Genomic DNA, 15,116 nt, shown 5'->3' with positions numbered 1-15,116 from the left:
AAGCCGAAGATGTTCTCCGGCTTTTTTAGGGGCAAAACCCTTATTTTGCTTTGGGTGATGAGTCCTCCGCCAGCCCTAGCTTCAGTAGTTTGCCGTCACTCTCATCAGTTAGCAGATAGACATAACCATCTGGCCCGACCCGGACATCGCGGATACGCTCACCGCGATCACCCAGTAAACGCTCCTCTGCGATCACTTTGTCACCATCCAACTGCAAGCGAATCAACTCTTTCTGTGCCAATGCCCCGATAAATAGTGAATGTTGCCAGGTGGGGAAGCGGGCTGCGTCATAGAAAGCCATGCCGCTGATACCGGGTGATTTCTCCCAGTAATATGCCGGTTGCTCGGTACCCTCGACATGGGTACCTTTCGCCTCTGGAATGGCTAAACCTGAGTAGTTAACACCATGAGTGGCTAATGGCCAGCCGTAGTTTTTCCCGGCCTGCGGGATATTGATTTCATCGCCGCCTTTAGGACCATGCTCATTAGCCCACATTACTTCAGTCCATGGGTTAAGCGCCAGACCCTGTGGATTGCGATGGCCATAGGACCAGATCTCTGGCTTTGCCGGAGACTTATTGGCAAATGGATTATCTTTTACTACCTTACCATCAAGTGTCAGACGTACGATTTTACCTTGATGTAGGCTTAAGTCTTGAGCCGTAGGGCGCTGATTGTTTTCGCCCAGAGTAATAAAGATATGGCCTTGTTTATCAAAGGCTAATTTGCCACCAAAATGGTTGCCGGTAGATAATTTGGGTTGCTGGCGGAAGAATACCTTGAAGTTTTCAATGGCTGTCCCCTGAGGATTAAGATGGCCATAACCCACGGCGGTGCCCGCTTTACCCTCTTTTCCCACTTCAGCAAAACTTAGGTATATACGGCGATCTTGAGAGAATGTCGGTGATAATGCCACTTCTAGCAGACCACCTTGCCCCTTGGCATAGACTTCTGGTACCCCCTTTAAAGGTTCTGATAGTGGCTTCCCTGCTTGCCATAAACGTAATTGCCCAGAACGCTCAGTGATTAATATTCCCCCATTATCAGGCAGAAATGCCAGTGACCATGGATGATCCAATCCATCCTGTAATTCCGTTACGGTCACCGCCGGAGCGGCAAGGGCGGTCATCGAAACAAATACGCTAAATAACAGGCCACTCAAGCTATAGCCCAGTGTTCTATTTCCCAATATTGTCATCAGTTGCTCCTTTAAAATGCCAACAACTGTTAACTTTAGAGTATTAAGGGCAAGTCAGCGAATAACACCAGTAAAATCAGCGACTACATTACTGTAGCCAGTGCCATGCTGAGGAGTGCATTCTGATTTCGTTTCACAAAAAAAGCTCACAAGCTGAGCAGACGAAAAAGTGGCAAAGGCTAAGTTCAGACAATTCTGCAAACCGATAAGGTGTCCTAATTAATGATGCTGCCAGCCACTCATGGCTATTGCGAGTACGAGAAATCCATAATTGATGAGTGAATAATCATTAACTTAATGATATATAACTACATTAAACTTAATTCGCCTAGAAAAAGAATCATAATTTTGCGATAAACATCACATTGCATTTGCTTAGAAATGTGAAGAGCATCAATGTGAAAAGTCAATTAGAGACGATTATATGACTAGTTGAATTACTGTCTTAACTATCAACGCCATATACTGCCGACAACCAGAAACAATGGGGCTGGGCAAGGGGCACGATAAAGTACAGATAAAGGGAATTCACCATTGCACTGGCATACAGTTAACGTGTGTCTTTTGAACATCAAAAGGTGTTGGGTATGGAAAAGAAAAAAATTTATCTATTTTGCTCAGCCGGTATGTCTACCTCGCTACTGGTTTCCAAAATGAAAGTACAAGCAGAGAAGTATGAGGTGCCAGTGATTATCAATGCTTACCCCGAGGCCCTGGCCGCAGAACATGGTGCCCAAGCGGATGTCATCTTGTTAGGACCACAAATCGCTTACATGTTGCCTGAAGTTGCAAAAATGTTCCCCAATAAACCCGTTGAAGTGATCGACGCGCTCCTATACGGCAAAGTCGACGGTCTGGGGGTATTAAAAGCTGCCGTAGCCGCAATAAAAAAAGCAAAACAATAAGGGGTGCACTGTGAGCGCATTTATTAATTCTCTGGAAAGGGTCATCTTGCCTTTTGCTATTAAAATAGGCAGACAGCAACATATTAATGCTATCAAGAATGGGTTTATTCGGCTGATGCCGTTAACCCTGACGGGTGCCATGTTTGTACTGATCAACAACGTTTTCTTAAGTTTTGGCGAAGGGTCGTTCTTTTTCTCAATGGGCGTACGATTAGATGCCGATACCATTACCATGCTCAATGGTTTTAAAGCGATAGGCGGCAACGTTTATAACGGTACTCTCGGTATCATGTCGTTAATGACACCATTTTTTATCAGTATGGCGTTGGCTGAAGAGAAAAGGGTCGATCCTCTGGCTGCGGCCCTGCTGGCAATTGCTGCCTTTATGACCGTGACGCCATACAGTGTTGGCGAGGCCTATGCCGTCGGGGCTAATTGGTTGGGAGGGGCGAATATTATCTCCGGTATCATCATCGGTTTGGTGGTTGCAGAGCTCTTTACCTTTATCGTGCGACGTAACTGGGTTATCCGCCTGCCAGACAGTGTGCCGACATCAGTTTCCCGTTCTTTCTCTGCATTAATTCCCGGGTTTATCATTCTTTCCATCATGGGCGTGATTGCTTATGCCCTTGGATTGCATGGCACCAACTTCCACCAGATCATTATGGACACCATTTCAGCACCGTTGTCGAAAATGGGCAGTGTTGTGGGATGGGTGTATGTCATGTGCTCCTCACTGTTGTGGTTCTTCGGGATACACGGTGCGATGGCCTTATCTGCACTGGAAAGTGGCATTATGATGCCATTTGCATTGGAGAATGTCGCAACCTATACCCAGTATGGTTCTGTTGCTGCGGCGCTGGCTGCCGGTAAAGAATTCCATATGTGGGCTAAGCCGTTTGTTGACTCCTATATCTTCTTGGGAGGCACTGGCGCAACACTTGGACTGGTTATTGCCATCTTTATTGCTTCTCGCCGTGAAGACTATCGTCAGGTAGCAAAATTGGGTGCACCGGCTAGTATTTTCCAGATTAATGAACCTATCCTATTTGGTTTGCCGGTCATAATGAACCCGCTGTTCTTTATTCCGTTCATCTTGGTTCAACCGGTATTAGCAATTATCACTTCAGTGGCGTATTACACCGGCCTTATTCCGCCAATCACCAATATTGCGCCGTGGACCATGCCGGTCGGCTTAGGTGCCTTCTTCAATACCAACGGCAGCATTGCCGCGATGTTATTAAGTTTATTCAACTTAGGTATCGCGACATTGATGTATTTGCCATTCGTAATAATTGCCAATAAGGCGCAGAGCGAGATAGATCGTCAGGTTGAAAGTGAAGAAGAGATTGCTGATAGCTTGAAATTCTAAGCGTTAAATCTGTTTATCGTATAAGGCTGGAGGCCGGTATGAAATATCAATTTCCCGATGATTTTTGGTGGGGCAGTGCCACCTCCGCAGCCCAATCCGAAGGGGCGTCACTGCGGGATGGCAAGAGCAAGAACATCTTCGATTATTGGTACGAAATTGCACCGGAACGTTTTCATGGTCAGATTGGTCCTGAAAACACCTCCACCTTTTACGATAACTATCAGCAAGATATTTTGCTATTAAAGCAACTGGGCCATAACACGTTCAGGACATCGATTTCATGGTCGCGGCTGATACCAAAGGGTGACGGTGAGCTTAACCCCAAAGCTGTCACGTTTTATAACGCGGTGATCGATAGCCTACTGGCGAATGGCATTACCCCTTTCATCAATCTCTATCATTTTGATATGCCGTTATGCATGCAAGAGAAAGGCGGTTGGGAAAATCGTGCGGTTGTGGAAGCCTATGGCCGCTATGCTAAAAGCTGCTTTATGTTGTTTGGTGATCGGGTAAAGCATTGGTTTACTTTTAATGAGCCGATTGTGCCTGTTGAAGCCGGCTACCTGAACGACCTGCATTACCCTGGTGTGGTTGACTTTAAACGTGCGGTGACTGTTGCTTATCACAGCGTATTGGCCCATGCCAACGCGGTGCAAAACTACCGAGAGCTAAAGCAGGGGGGGGAAATTGGTATCATTTTGAACCTCACCCCGACCTATCCTCGCTCCGACAGTGCGCCAGACCTGATTGCAGCTAATCATGCCGATTTATTGCTTAACCGTAGCTTCCTCGATCCCGTCACCAAGGGGGTTTACCCTGATGAACTGATTACGTTGCTGCGAGAGCACGACTTATTGCCACAAATTGAAAACGGTGATTGCCAGTGCATTGCGGCGGGCGTCGTTGATCTGTTAGGGGTTAACTATTATCAGCCAAGACGGGTTCAGGCGAAAGATATCCCAACCCCTCGAGGGCTGGTGAAAACGCCGGAGGATTTGTTCAGTTTTTATGCGATGCAAGGGCGCAAAATCAACCCGCATCGTGGTTGGGAAATCTACGAAAAAGGGCTGTATGACATCCTGAAAAATCTAAGAGAGAATTATAACAATATTGCGTGTTATATCTCTGAGAATGGCATGGGTGTTGAGGGCGAAGAGCAGTTTATCACGCCATCAGGTAGGGTTGATGACCAGTATCGCATCGAATTTATCCGTGCACATTTGAAGTGGCTACATCAAGCATTACAAGAGGGCAGTAATTGTAAAGGGTATCATCTGTGGACCTTTATTGATTGCTGGTCTTGGCTCAATGCATACAAAAACCGCTATGGTTTAGTTCGGTTGAATATTGCCGACCAGACGCGAGTATTGAAACAAAGTGGCTACTGGTTTGCTGATGTCGCCAGGCAGAATGGTTTTAATTAATGGCTTTAATTTACGGAGTAACAATAGCATGTTTGATTTAGATAAAATCGTGGGTGAGGTGCAGCCTACCGATGAGATGGAAGATGTGGTTATGGGGCTGATTATCAACGCCGGGCAAGCCAGAAGTTTGGCCTACAAGGCTCTGAAACAAGCCAAGGCGGGTGACTTTTCCCAAGCGGATGAGCTGATGGTGCAATCTCGTCTGGCGCTGAATGAAGCACATTTAGTTCAGACCAGGTTGATTGAAGCTGATCAAGGTGAGGGGAAAACCAAAGTAACATTGGTGCTGGTACATGCTCAGGATCATTTGATGACGGCAATGTTAGCCAGAGAGTTAATTGATGAGCTGATCGAATTGCATCGAAAGTTACAGTGAACTTTGTCTAACACATTGGCTATTTTGAACGAGGGTGAAGGTAAATAAGATGGAAGTCAGATTAGTACGTCAAAAAGATTTTTTTAACGGAAAAGAATTCCATCTGTTTATTTATAACAAAACGGAAAGTGCCACCGGCTTACATCAGCATGATTATTATGAATATACGTTGATATTAACCGGTATGTGTTATCAGGAAATAAACGGTAAGCGAGTCTTTTTAGAGCGCGGCGATTTTGTTTTTATTCCGATGGGGTCCCATCATAAAAGTTTCTATGAGTTTGGTGCTACCCGTATTCTGAATGTGGGAATAAGTAAAACCTTCTTTGAAGAGCACTATTCTCATCTATTATCGCGGCCTATTGTGGCCTCTCAGGCTTATCGCCTAAAGGGTGATTTTCTCTCTTATATTGAATCGGCAATTTCTGCGCCACACTTTAGGGACGATGAGCTTACTGAACTGGTAGAACTGCTGACTTTTTATGTCACTAACCGCATCAGCCATCATAAAGAAAGTGACACTAACGACGATATTCCACTGTGGCTGAAGACCAGTATCGACAAAATGCATGATAAGTCGATGTTTGGTGAAAAAGCGCTGGTGAATATGATCGAACTGTCTGGCAAAACCCAAGAGTATTTGACCCGCGCTACCCGGCGTTATTACCAAAAAACGCCGATGCAGATTATCAATGAAATCAGAGTTAACTTTGCTAAAACTCAACTTGAAATGACCAATTATCTGGTCTCTGACATTGCTTTTGAAGCAGGTTACAGCGATACCACGTTATTTATTAAAAACTTCAAAAAACTCACCTCTTTTACGCCGGGGAACTATCGCAAAAAGTTCAACTGCGTCAGAGAGGGGTTATCCGATTAGCTTCCGGCCAGATAGCTGCTACTGGAATGGCCTGACAAGGTACCCTCAATGGAAAAGTTACTTATTGTTAATGCTGATGATTTTGGTCTATGCAAAGGTCAAAATTACGGAATCATTGAAGCATTCCGGCATGGTGTTGTCTCATCGACTACAGCGATGATGAATTGTGCGGATATCTATCATGCAGCGGAACTGAGTAAGCAAAATCCAACGTTGGCTGTGGGGATGCATTTTGTTCTCACTTACGGGCGGCCGTTAACGTCAATGCCATCATTAGTTGATGCCAGTGGTGCTCTGGGCAAATGGTTGTGGCAACGCGCCGAAGCGGGTGAGCTGAATCCTGGCGAGATAGCTCGGGAGTTGGCGGCTCAGTTTGATAAGTTTGTTGCTGTCTTCGGCCGTGCACCCACTCACATCGACAGCCATCATCATATACATATGTTGCCGCAAATTTATCCGCTGGTTGTTGCTTTTGCCCACGAGAAATCTCTTCCACTGCGTATTGATCGCAATGAAGTACAGCGGCATGAGATTGTGCTTAATAACCCGCGAAGCAGTGAGTGGTTCGATGCCGGTTTTTATGGTGAGGCTTTATCTGAGCAGACATTTTTGCAGTTGTTGGAAAATGCCAGTCAAAAAGCAATTAACTCACTTGAGATTATGTGCCATCCGGCGTTTGTTGATAACATCCTCATGACCAGCGGCTATTGTTATCCACGCTTGACCGAGTTGGACGTGCTGACGTCGCCGGCATTAAAGCAAGCCATTGAGCAGCGTGGCTATAGATTGGGGTCATATTTGGATTGCTGAAATTATTAACATAAAGTCGCCCTTTGCCGATAATCATTATACTGACTTAGCGAGTGATAAGGATATGTCCGATGGGTATAAATGCGAGTTTACCAATAGCAGCAACGACGGGAAATGGCAGCAAGAATACTGCAAGTGCAGGAAATGATTTGGCATCTCAGATAAAGAATGTAATAGCAAAAATCGCTGAGGTTACGCAAAAACTCAAAGATGGCATTGATATGTCAGAAGATCAGCGAAAAAGTATTCAAGCTCAATTAACGATGTTACAGCAGCAACTGGCTGAGTTGTTACGTCGTCAGGCACAACAAGCGCAGCTAAAGCATGATGGGAAAAGTAGTGCTATTGAGAACGTAGACCAGATAAAAGCACAAGATGGCAATATAGATATCTATATTTGATTCATTAAATTTTAATAAACTAACAGTATTAGCAATCACTTTTCAGGCCTCGCTTTTGAGGCTTTTTAACTAATAAAGAGAGTTCGTTATTATGTTTTTGGGCGTTTGAATATATTGTATTTTTTGATGAAAATTGAGTTAAGATCCGTGTCGCATTCCTAAACGTATCCTCATGTAGGAAAGTGATGCGGGGATAAACGCCCAGCGACTGTTGAGGTAATTGGTAAAGCATTAAAAAAAATCGAGGCCGAGGTATAAATGACCGCAAAAGTTAAGGCTAGCTTGGCTGGTGGTATTTGTTCCGCTGCGGCAATTATTTCTGTCCAACATCCCTTGTAGCGACTCATTTTATCCTTTTTACATCGGGGTGTTTTTCACTCGCGGCTTCATGGTAGATATCAGCTAACCACGCAGCTATTTCCTCCTCAGTCAAAAATGAAGGAATAATGACGTCATATATTCGAGATGATTTCCCCTCATTGCAATCTACTCGGAATAGCTGCCATTCATTGGCAACACTTTTAACACCCAAGCGGCGACCAAAAACACCATAAATGAGCATAACAGGGTCCTCTATCTCAATATGTACGTTCAGTTAACTCCTATAGCAAATAAAGTTCAATATGGAAATTATGAGGATATTCCTCATGCCTGAATAATTGTCTCACCAAAAGGTGGGGGATCAAAATATGGCGCGATGTTGATTAGTTACCATTGCTAATGGTGGTGTTCTTAGGTTTAGTATTTAACAGCTACCGCTTCATTGTATGAAATAAGACCATTCTATATGGCTTATATAGATAGGATTAACTAGATTTAATTTATATATAGCGACTAGCAAAGGTAATAGAAAATGTTTAAGCACCGTTTGTCTGTGATCGCATTAGCGCTGATTGATTCTCTATCGTTATCTTCAGCCCCTTCCATAGCTAATCCCGGTAATGGGAATGGCGGTGGACACGGAAACAGTGGCGGAAACCACGGTAATAGTGGGGGCAATGGACCCGCTAATAAGGGGAGTAAAGCCAAAAATGGTAGTGATAATTTAGTTTCAGTAAATCTAACCTATGACCGTGTGCGCCCATTAGCTGTTAATTACGGATTGACTGGTTATCAGTCATTACCTCCCGGTATCGCTAAAAATCTGGCACGGGGTAAGCCGCTTCCACCAGGCATCGCTAAGAAAGCAGTTCCTGCATCTTTACTGGGGCAGCTACCTGCTTACCCAGGATATGAGTGGCGTATAGTTGGCAATGACTTAGTACTTATTACATTAAGTACAGCGATTGTTGCATCAGTAATAAATGGCGTATTCGATTAAGTATCCAAAGAAGGATACTCATCAGCGATTTTAACCACCTACGAGTTTAAGCCACTGGCCTTATAAGCCGGTGGCTTTTCATTTGAAATATTTATCTAGTGGATCGAAGTATCGGTACTTTCTGTAGAAAGCTAACATTCTGGCGGGACTTAGACTATACCGGATCATACAACTTATGGCTGCGGGATGTTCCACGGCACACCGGCAAAGCTTTCAATGACAGCAAGTCGTTTGTCTGCAGGAACCGGACAGGCAATATCAGCACAAGCTCAAATAACGATAATTCAATGACTGGGACGGAGATCTATGGTAGATCTCTGCTGTTATGGAATGGTATATCACAGCAAAACAGACTTTAATTCTGAGTTAATTCAATATTAAACCCACCTTAAATATTCAGAGTGGTAAACAGATTAAAGCCAAATAATAGCGAATGGAGTCTAAATGAAAGAACTATTAATACTAATAGCAACACTAGTAATCTGGGTGATTGTTGCTAAATTTTTAGCTAAATATTTCATTCATAAAGGGCATCGAGACTTGATGAGTAAAACAAGTGGGGTTATTGTTGGTGCAGTTGTTGCTTTTACTTTTTTGATTATTGTGGTAATCCCGATACCGGAAGAGACAATATTGACATCAGCCAACTCTCGCTCATCCGTCACAACGACTATACCAGAAAAAACAATTGATAAGCATGAAGAAAAGACGAAATCAATCGCGCCTCAAGTGCTTATAGAGGAACCTCGCAATCCTGATAATAATGAAAGCATAAAGACGTTGGGTATTAGCCCGGACATTTTTGAAAAAAGAATGAATGCCAACTTAGAAACATCTAATAGTTCGCTTAGACTAAAAATTAATTTTAAAAAAAATGGAGTTAAGAATACGTTCAATTATGCCTTTAATGATCATTTGGTTATTGTGGGAACGATCGACAAACCCAGTCAAAAATTATCAGAGATAACCCTGATAACAAGCGGCGATGGGACTGCTAAGTCTGGTATAGATATTGGCGCTGTGGTTGTTTCGGCTTTCTCCGCCACGCTGGGAGAAAATACGATGAAAACGGGTGAGCCAGGAATAATAATGATGAAACTGATGGCAATGAATAAGAGCAGCACAAAAGATAATGAACCAAGCTCAACCATTTTTAATGGCATAAAATTTAGTTTTTTCAGTAGTGATACTACCGGTTATCGGTTTACAGCAGAACCAGCCTGATTCCATATTATCAGCAATATAGGAAATGCTATCGTTATCAAAATAGCGGGGTAATGCTAGGTAATTTCTACAGCCAGGGCATCGCTCAATTAGGATTATTTGATGATAATCAGCCAGAAATTAACAGTGCAGTGCTGATGGCTGCGCTAGACGATATTAATAGGTCAGACAAAGGAAAGGTGTGGTTTGCCGGACAAGGCATACAGAAAGCATGGCAGATGAAACGTGAGATGCTATCCCGGGTGGGCTGAATTACCGGTTGTGAGATGAAGGTGGTAAGTAGTGAATGGGGCTCAACACTGAATAGACATATTGAGCCATAGCGACCAAATATAGACGGAGTTTTACCATTCTCTTACCATTAATTTACCATTGCCAAATCCCACAAACAAAAAACCAACCCTAACGGATTGGTTTTATTTGGGATATTTAGTCGGCATGAGAGGATTTGAACCTCCGACCTCCGACCTCCGACCTCCGACCTCCTACCCCCGACACCCCATGACGGCGATCTATAGGCGAAAAAAAACCTCTGGGTTAGCAGAGGCTTTTTAATCTTCAAAGGAGCCGCGTATTTTTTACGTATCCTTTTGGTCCAAACTAGGTCAGTGCTTCATCCGGTCATTTATCATAAGTCACTGGTTTATATGATACTGTCCGGTCACTGTCCTATCAAAAGTGCTGGGGTCCCTGTAATTAAGCGTATAATAAATTGATTTTTATAATTATTTTGTTTTTATATTTAATTGAGGGTTCAATGAAGGGACCAAAGAAACAACATGAGCAAAGTTGTTTCGTCTTTCAGCGTTAAAATCATCGATAACGCTAATGCTGAGGAGTTGAACTCACGACAAGCATCAAAATCTATTAGGGTCAGAAATAGCATATTTAACGCTCAGTGGTAAATCTTACACCTACCCAAACATTTTTTAGCCTGAAGCAAGATGAATAACAGATGATAGTTCAGAATTTAAACTCAAAGAAATTAACCGCATGATAAATAACAAAATATTAAATAACTTCAAATAGAGTAAAAAAATAGCACTTTTTGCAAAAATGCTTCAAAGCCCACGGCAACTGGCTTTCGTTACTCCCATCTCTAATCTGCCTAAAAATCCCTCACATCTTGATCAATTCGTGCTTTTTGAGAGTTGATCGTCATAAGCGATCTGAAGATACTACCTCCATCAAAACAACAATGGAGAAATGTATGACAGAAAGAAAAAGATTTATCCGTTTACCTGAAGTGCTGAAAAGAACGGGTCTTTGCAAAGCTTGGATCTATAAACTTATTAGTCAAGATCGTTTCCCTGAACCTATAAAGCTTGGTGAGCGTGCAATAGCATTTGTCGAGAGTGAAATAGATGAATGGATTGATCAGATGATTGAGTTATCCCGAAATAAATCGGCCTGATATTTCAATATCGTAAAATAAAAATATTGTTATAAAAATACAGATGAAAACTGTATGGAATTCTTTTAACTAAAATAAGGTGATAAATATGAAGATTAAAACTTTTGAAAATACAGCAACAGAGTTTTTTTATGTGTTATCAATGAAGATTTATGTAGAGGCGGTCAGTGATACAGAAGAAAGTTATAGTGTATTTTGTGACCGAGCAATGAATATTCCATTTATGGATGCATTCTTTTCAGAAATAATAAGTCTCATAGAGAAAAACTTTAATCACTATGTCAAACGTTATGGCGCAGATGAAAAACTAGCAGATGTTGATTTCAAAGCAGTGAAAAGAGCGCTGTTTGAAACTCACACCGAGGCATTAGAAATAAACGAGTGCTGATTTTTAATAGGAATATTCATTCTATATTAACGCATATCGTAAGTTAATAAAAATACCAGTAATGCTTATTTAGCCCCGAAAGGGGCTGATAGAACTACGCCATCAATTTGAACTAAATATAATGAGGTGTTAAATGAAAAATAGATTAACTGTCAAAGATTTTAAAAATAAAAATTCATTTTTCTTCTATGCAGTATCCTTAATAGCATGTCAGGAAAGTATTGATGAAATCAGCAGCTATTACAATGGTAATAGAACTGATTCATTAAGCAACGATGTTTTATTGAAACTTCTGATAAACAATATCGTTATGTATATATTCAATAACTTTGAAAATATGGTTGAGACCTATGGATATAATGAAAACCTTGATGAGGTAGATTTAGACCAAGTCATAGAGAAGCTCGGTGTTATCCTGAAAGAAAAAATAAGTGAAGGGTTAGTCTAACCATTATGATTGATATCTGGCCTCTAACGAGGCTGGGATAGATAATCTACGGTTTCTCTTAGTGTTGTATCATATATTACTTGTATTGGCTCAGACTTGATCTGCCATTGTCACGATACAGAGCTTAACCTAATCTGATAGGCAGCTTTGTGCCAACAGCGGACGTTTAACCGTTCCGGAAGAATACTAATTCCGTGTACGACTACACTCCGAAAAAAGTTTTCTTCTTCAACTGCTGGAGTTTCTATCAGAACTCGAGTATGACACTGGTTCACTACTTTGGTACGAAATCGAATTCGTATGATAAATGCACCGCTATGTAAGGCTGAGAAGGGATCAATATGTTAACCGTATGGGGTCGAAAAACGTCTTCGAATGTACAGGCATTGATGTGGTGCATTGGAGAAATGGAGCTGCCGTATGTAAGGCACGATATAGGGCATACATATGGGGGGACTGATACAGATTTTTTCTTTTCGTTAAACCCAAATCGAACAGTCCCGGTTCTACAGGATGGTTCGGCTCTTCCACTGTGGGAAACAGGCGCAATTCTCCGCTATCTGGCAAATTCCTACGGCTCGGAAAGCTTCTGGCCTACAGATGCACTGAAAAAGGCGAATGTTGATCGCTGGGCTGAGTGGTCAAAAATTAATGTTGCGATGGCATTCACCGCACCGGTGTTCTGGCGTGTTGTCCGCACACCGGAGAAACAACGTGATGAAAATGAGATAAGAGAAGCTATGGCAAATTTGGAGAAGAATCTTTCTGTGGCAGAAGTGCAGCTCGGAAAGAATCGTTTTCTAGCTGGCGATACCTTTACCCTAGCCGACATCCAACTTGGCCATGTTTTATACCGCTATTACGACATTAACGTGATTCGACGACCTTTGCCCGCTTTGCTTTCTTATTATGAGCGACTTTCCTCCCGTCCAGCCTTCCGGGAACACGTCATTGTATCTTATGAAGAGCTTCGAGCTTAGGTTGCGGCCGGAAAAGTCATGAGTAAATCGTCACAGGCCCATAGTCATATTTAAGGCCTTTAAAAAGGTTTAATCGAGACGATGAGCATAATGCACAAATGTCCGCTTCTCGCTCAAAGCAGACTGTCAGATTTGTTTGCGTTCTGCCAGAGAAAACTGTCAGATCAGGTCTGAGCTAATACATATTACTTTAGCTTTTTTTCTTCCTTGACTCTAATCTCTTCAATAAACTTGGCTCTATCACCATTAAAAAGAACCGCAGGATTAATGTAATATATATATTTTGATTTACTTTGTGCGATGATCTTTTTATCAATAAGTTCTTTGATGCCCCTATAGTAAACAGGGTTAGATAAATTAAAGTCACATTGAGCTGCAATGTCTTTTGCTTTTTCAAAGTTCATATAGACTTCATCTTTACCAATGACGTCAGACATCACGAACATAAAAATATAAAAAAGCTTGTTGCCGGTAAGGGTTAGATCAAATAAAACCCGGACTCGTGATATGAATATTTTTACGAACTTGGCTTTATCCACTTCTTGTATCGAGTGGATGACTTTTTCATATTTATCACCTTCGGGTGTTTGAAATTTCTCTCCACGCGCCACAGTTCTTTTTCGGCCTCTGGTTTCTATTTCAATATCATCTTCGAAAATAAATGGGTTTTGGTTAAATGTTTTTCCAGCCATAAATACTCCTTTTTATTATTATGTTTAATCTATATAATATTTTTAATAGAAATGTCAAATATAGTTTGAAGTTTTATCTTCATTTTTTATAGGAGTAATGAAGTAAATACCATCAATAATGAAGTAATCACCATCAATCACGAAGAAAAATCTACAATCGTGAAGAAAGATCTACAATAACGAAGAAAATAGACTTCTAACTCATTGTTACTAAATGAGTTATTTTCCCTTAAGAAGTATAAGAAATATAAGAACTAAGAGGATTGGGCATTCGCCCTAGATTTTTATAACAGATGACGGGCTTTTCTTTTTGTTTATCGAGTGCCGAATAAAATGGCACCCAATGACGTTCTGTTAATTTGTTTTTCCGTGTCATTGTATTAGCGGCTACGCCGCGATTTTTTATGGATAAATCCATCATTATCGGAGGCAAGCTCCTCACAGCAGAGTGATTGTTAATGACAATCACAAAGCGCTGCTATCAATTTATATTTTTCCGATATATGGGATTAAGAGTAATCTTTTATTGATAATGATACTATTTCTTCACTGTTGTTTCATTTACCTTCATATTTAGCATTGAAATAGATGCAAACTACTTCACCGAGTGAAGAAAACAATTTTGATATCATCGTTGGGGCGTAGCCGTGCGACAGCACCATGAGCTTTAGCTCATAAGATAAAAATGTTTTCAAAAAAGATCTCAATAAGTTTTTGCTAAAACGAAGAGAACAATGATATCAGGAAACTTTTTTATAAAACTTGATGTTAAATTTAAAGATAAAAATATCAATGAATATAAATCATTCAATGCATTTGGTTTGCAGTGCTTTGGTAATATTTTATTTTGATGAAACATATTAAATGCTTAGATAAAACTCAGATTTGAGGAGGAAATAATTGAAACATCTCTTGTCTTAATAAGGCCAGTCTGATGCTGGCCTTTCTTGTTATTAAGTCATTATATAAATCATGATCTTTAAGTTGTTAAAACTTTCCCTGATATTGTATGAATAACTACATATTGTCAGATGACTTTTTCATCTGTTTTACTTAAAAAGCCATTAAATCGCTCTCTGAGCTTCATCTCACTCTACTCATCCACTCTCAATATAGCAAGAAAATGATCGATTAAAACGATCTATAAACTAACATTGATAGTTTTTAACGATTAATTGGCTCTTATTGATCGAGTTTTTAATTGATATAAACGATCGATAATATATTTATGATAGGTAATAGCTATCATAAGTTTGATTTTGATCGTTACAAACGATATGACG

The 15,116-nt window shown here is 41.2% G+C and carries 16 protein-coding genes and 1 pseudogene; 14 read left to right on the top strand and 3 right to left on the bottom strand.

From position 1 onward, the window contains the following. Nucleotides 1–40: 40 nt before the first annotated feature. Complete coding sequence (locus Q2T72_RS16635; RefSeq protein WP_372569501.1) at nucleotides 41–1,198, bottom strand: PQQ-dependent sugar dehydrogenase; 1,158 nt, start codon at nucleotides 1,196–1,198, stop codon at nucleotides 41–43. A 587-nt stretch (nucleotides 1,199–1,785) separates the two neighbouring features. Here Q2T72_RS16635 and Q2T72_RS16630 point away from each other — a divergent pair. The 7 genes from Q2T72_RS16630 (at nucleotide 1,786) to Q2T72_RS16600 (ending at nucleotide 7,366) form a co-directional block, all read left to right on the top strand. Beyond that, nucleotides 1,786–2,103 (top strand): PTS sugar transporter subunit IIB, encoded by a 318-nt coding sequence (locus Q2T72_RS16630; RefSeq protein ID WP_005276021.1) that lies wholly within the window; start codon nucleotides 1,786–1,788, stop codon nucleotides 2,101–2,103. A gap of 10 nt (nucleotides 2,104–2,113) precedes the next feature. Beyond that, entirely contained in the window at nucleotides 2,114–3,475 is a 1,362-nt protein-coding gene (gene chbC, locus Q2T72_RS16625) for a PTS N,N'-diacetylchitobiose transporter subunit IIC (RefSeq protein WP_083163081.1), read from the top strand. Between the two features lie 38 nt (nucleotides 3,476–3,513). Further along, on the top strand, nucleotides 3,514–4,899 hold the full coding sequence (locus Q2T72_RS16620; protein ID WP_372569500.1) for a glycoside hydrolase family 1 protein: 1,386 nt from the start codon (nucleotides 3,514–3,516) through the stop codon (nucleotides 4,897–4,899). A gap of 28 nt (nucleotides 4,900–4,927) precedes the next feature. Then, the gene (gene chbA, locus Q2T72_RS16615; RefSeq protein WP_083163086.1) at nucleotides 4,928–5,275 is read left to right on the top strand and encodes a PTS N,N'-diacetylchitobiose transporter subunit IIA; all 348 of its coding nucleotides are present in this window, start codon (nucleotides 4,928–4,930) and stop codon (nucleotides 5,273–5,275) included. Between the two features lie 49 nt (nucleotides 5,276–5,324). Further along, nucleotides 5,325–6,155 (top strand): transcriptional regulator ChbR, encoded by an 831-nt coding sequence (chbR, locus tag Q2T72_RS16610; protein WP_083163087.1) that lies wholly within the window; start codon nucleotides 5,325–5,327, stop codon nucleotides 6,153–6,155. 48 nt (nucleotides 6,156–6,203) lie between these two features. Next, nucleotides 6,204–6,965 (top strand): chitin disaccharide deacetylase, encoded by a 762-nt coding sequence (chbG, locus tag Q2T72_RS16605; protein WP_372569499.1) that lies wholly within the window; start codon nucleotides 6,204–6,206, stop codon nucleotides 6,963–6,965. 71 nt (nucleotides 6,966–7,036) lie between these two features. Next, nucleotides 7,037–7,366: a FlxA-like family protein gene (locus tag Q2T72_RS16600; RefSeq protein WP_372569498.1), complete on the top strand. Its 330-nt coding sequence runs from the start codon at nucleotides 7,037–7,039 to the stop codon at nucleotides 7,364–7,366. A 343-nt stretch (nucleotides 7,367–7,709) separates the two neighbouring features. Here the strand turns inward: Q2T72_RS16600 and Q2T72_RS16595 are convergent, their stop codons facing one another. Continuing rightward, nucleotides 7,710–7,928, bottom strand: a complete 219-nt coding sequence (locus Q2T72_RS16595; RefSeq protein ID WP_083163090.1) for a hypothetical protein — start codon at nucleotides 7,926–7,928, stop codon at nucleotides 7,710–7,712. 291 nt (nucleotides 7,929–8,219) lie between these two features. On the opposite strand from Q2T72_RS16595, the gene Q2T72_RS16590 reads away from it, so the two are divergent. The 7 genes and pseudogenes from Q2T72_RS16590 (at nucleotide 8,220) to Q2T72_RS16560 (ending at nucleotide 13,141) form a co-directional block, all read left to right on the top strand. Continuing rightward, nucleotides 8,220–8,687 (top strand): anti-virulence regulator CigR family protein, encoded by a 468-nt coding sequence (locus Q2T72_RS16590; RefSeq protein WP_372569497.1) that lies wholly within the window; start codon nucleotides 8,220–8,222, stop codon nucleotides 8,685–8,687. A gap of 444 nt (nucleotides 8,688–9,131) precedes the next feature. After that, nucleotides 9,132–9,911 carry a hypothetical protein gene (locus tag Q2T72_RS16585; protein WP_372569496.1) on the top strand — a complete coding sequence of 260 codons (780 nt, stop codon included), beginning with the start codon at nucleotides 9,132–9,134 and terminating at the stop codon, nucleotides 9,909–9,911. 17 nt (nucleotides 9,912–9,928) lie between these two features. Further along, nucleotides 9,929–10,162 (top strand): annotated as a pseudogene (locus Q2T72_RS16580) (DUF4113 domain-containing protein); the annotation flags it as partial. A 959-nt stretch (nucleotides 10,163–11,121) separates the two neighbouring features. Further along, nucleotides 11,122–11,325, top strand: a complete 204-nt coding sequence (locus tag Q2T72_RS16575) for an AlpA family transcriptional regulator (protein WP_038822827.1) — start codon at nucleotides 11,122–11,124, stop codon at nucleotides 11,323–11,325. Between the two features lie 88 nt (nucleotides 11,326–11,413). Next, on the top strand, nucleotides 11,414–11,713 hold the full coding sequence (locus tag Q2T72_RS16570) for a hypothetical protein (RefSeq protein ID WP_005172864.1): 300 nt from the start codon (nucleotides 11,414–11,416) through the stop codon (nucleotides 11,711–11,713). Between the two features lie 133 nt (nucleotides 11,714–11,846). Beyond that, complete coding sequence (locus tag Q2T72_RS16565; protein ID WP_050875322.1) at nucleotides 11,847–12,161, top strand: hypothetical protein; 315 nt, start codon at nucleotides 11,847–11,849, stop codon at nucleotides 12,159–12,161. Between the two features lie 341 nt (nucleotides 12,162–12,502). After that, nucleotides 12,503–13,141 carry a glutathione S-transferase family protein gene (locus Q2T72_RS16560; protein ID WP_151426232.1) on the top strand — a complete coding sequence of 213 codons (639 nt, stop codon included), beginning with the start codon at nucleotides 12,503–12,505 and terminating at the stop codon, nucleotides 13,139–13,141. A 185-nt stretch (nucleotides 13,142–13,326) separates the two neighbouring features. On the opposite strand, the gene Q2T72_RS16555 is transcribed toward Q2T72_RS16560, so the two are convergent. After that, a complete protein-coding gene (locus Q2T72_RS16555; RefSeq protein ID WP_042570044.1) occupies nucleotides 13,327–13,833 on the bottom strand; it encodes a replication/maintenance protein RepL in 507 nt (168 codons plus the stop codon). Between the last annotated feature and the right edge of the window lie 1,283 nt (nucleotides 13,834–15,116).

It is taken from the genome of Yersinia sp. 2466 StPb PI (assembly GCF_041538325.1).
GTDB classification, from domain to species: domain Bacteria; phylum Pseudomonadota; class Gammaproteobacteria; order Enterobacterales; family Enterobacteriaceae; genus Yersinia; species Yersinia enterocolitica_E.
Note: the sequence above shows the minus strand (reverse complement) of the source record. Positions and strands in the feature narration are given on the sequence as shown.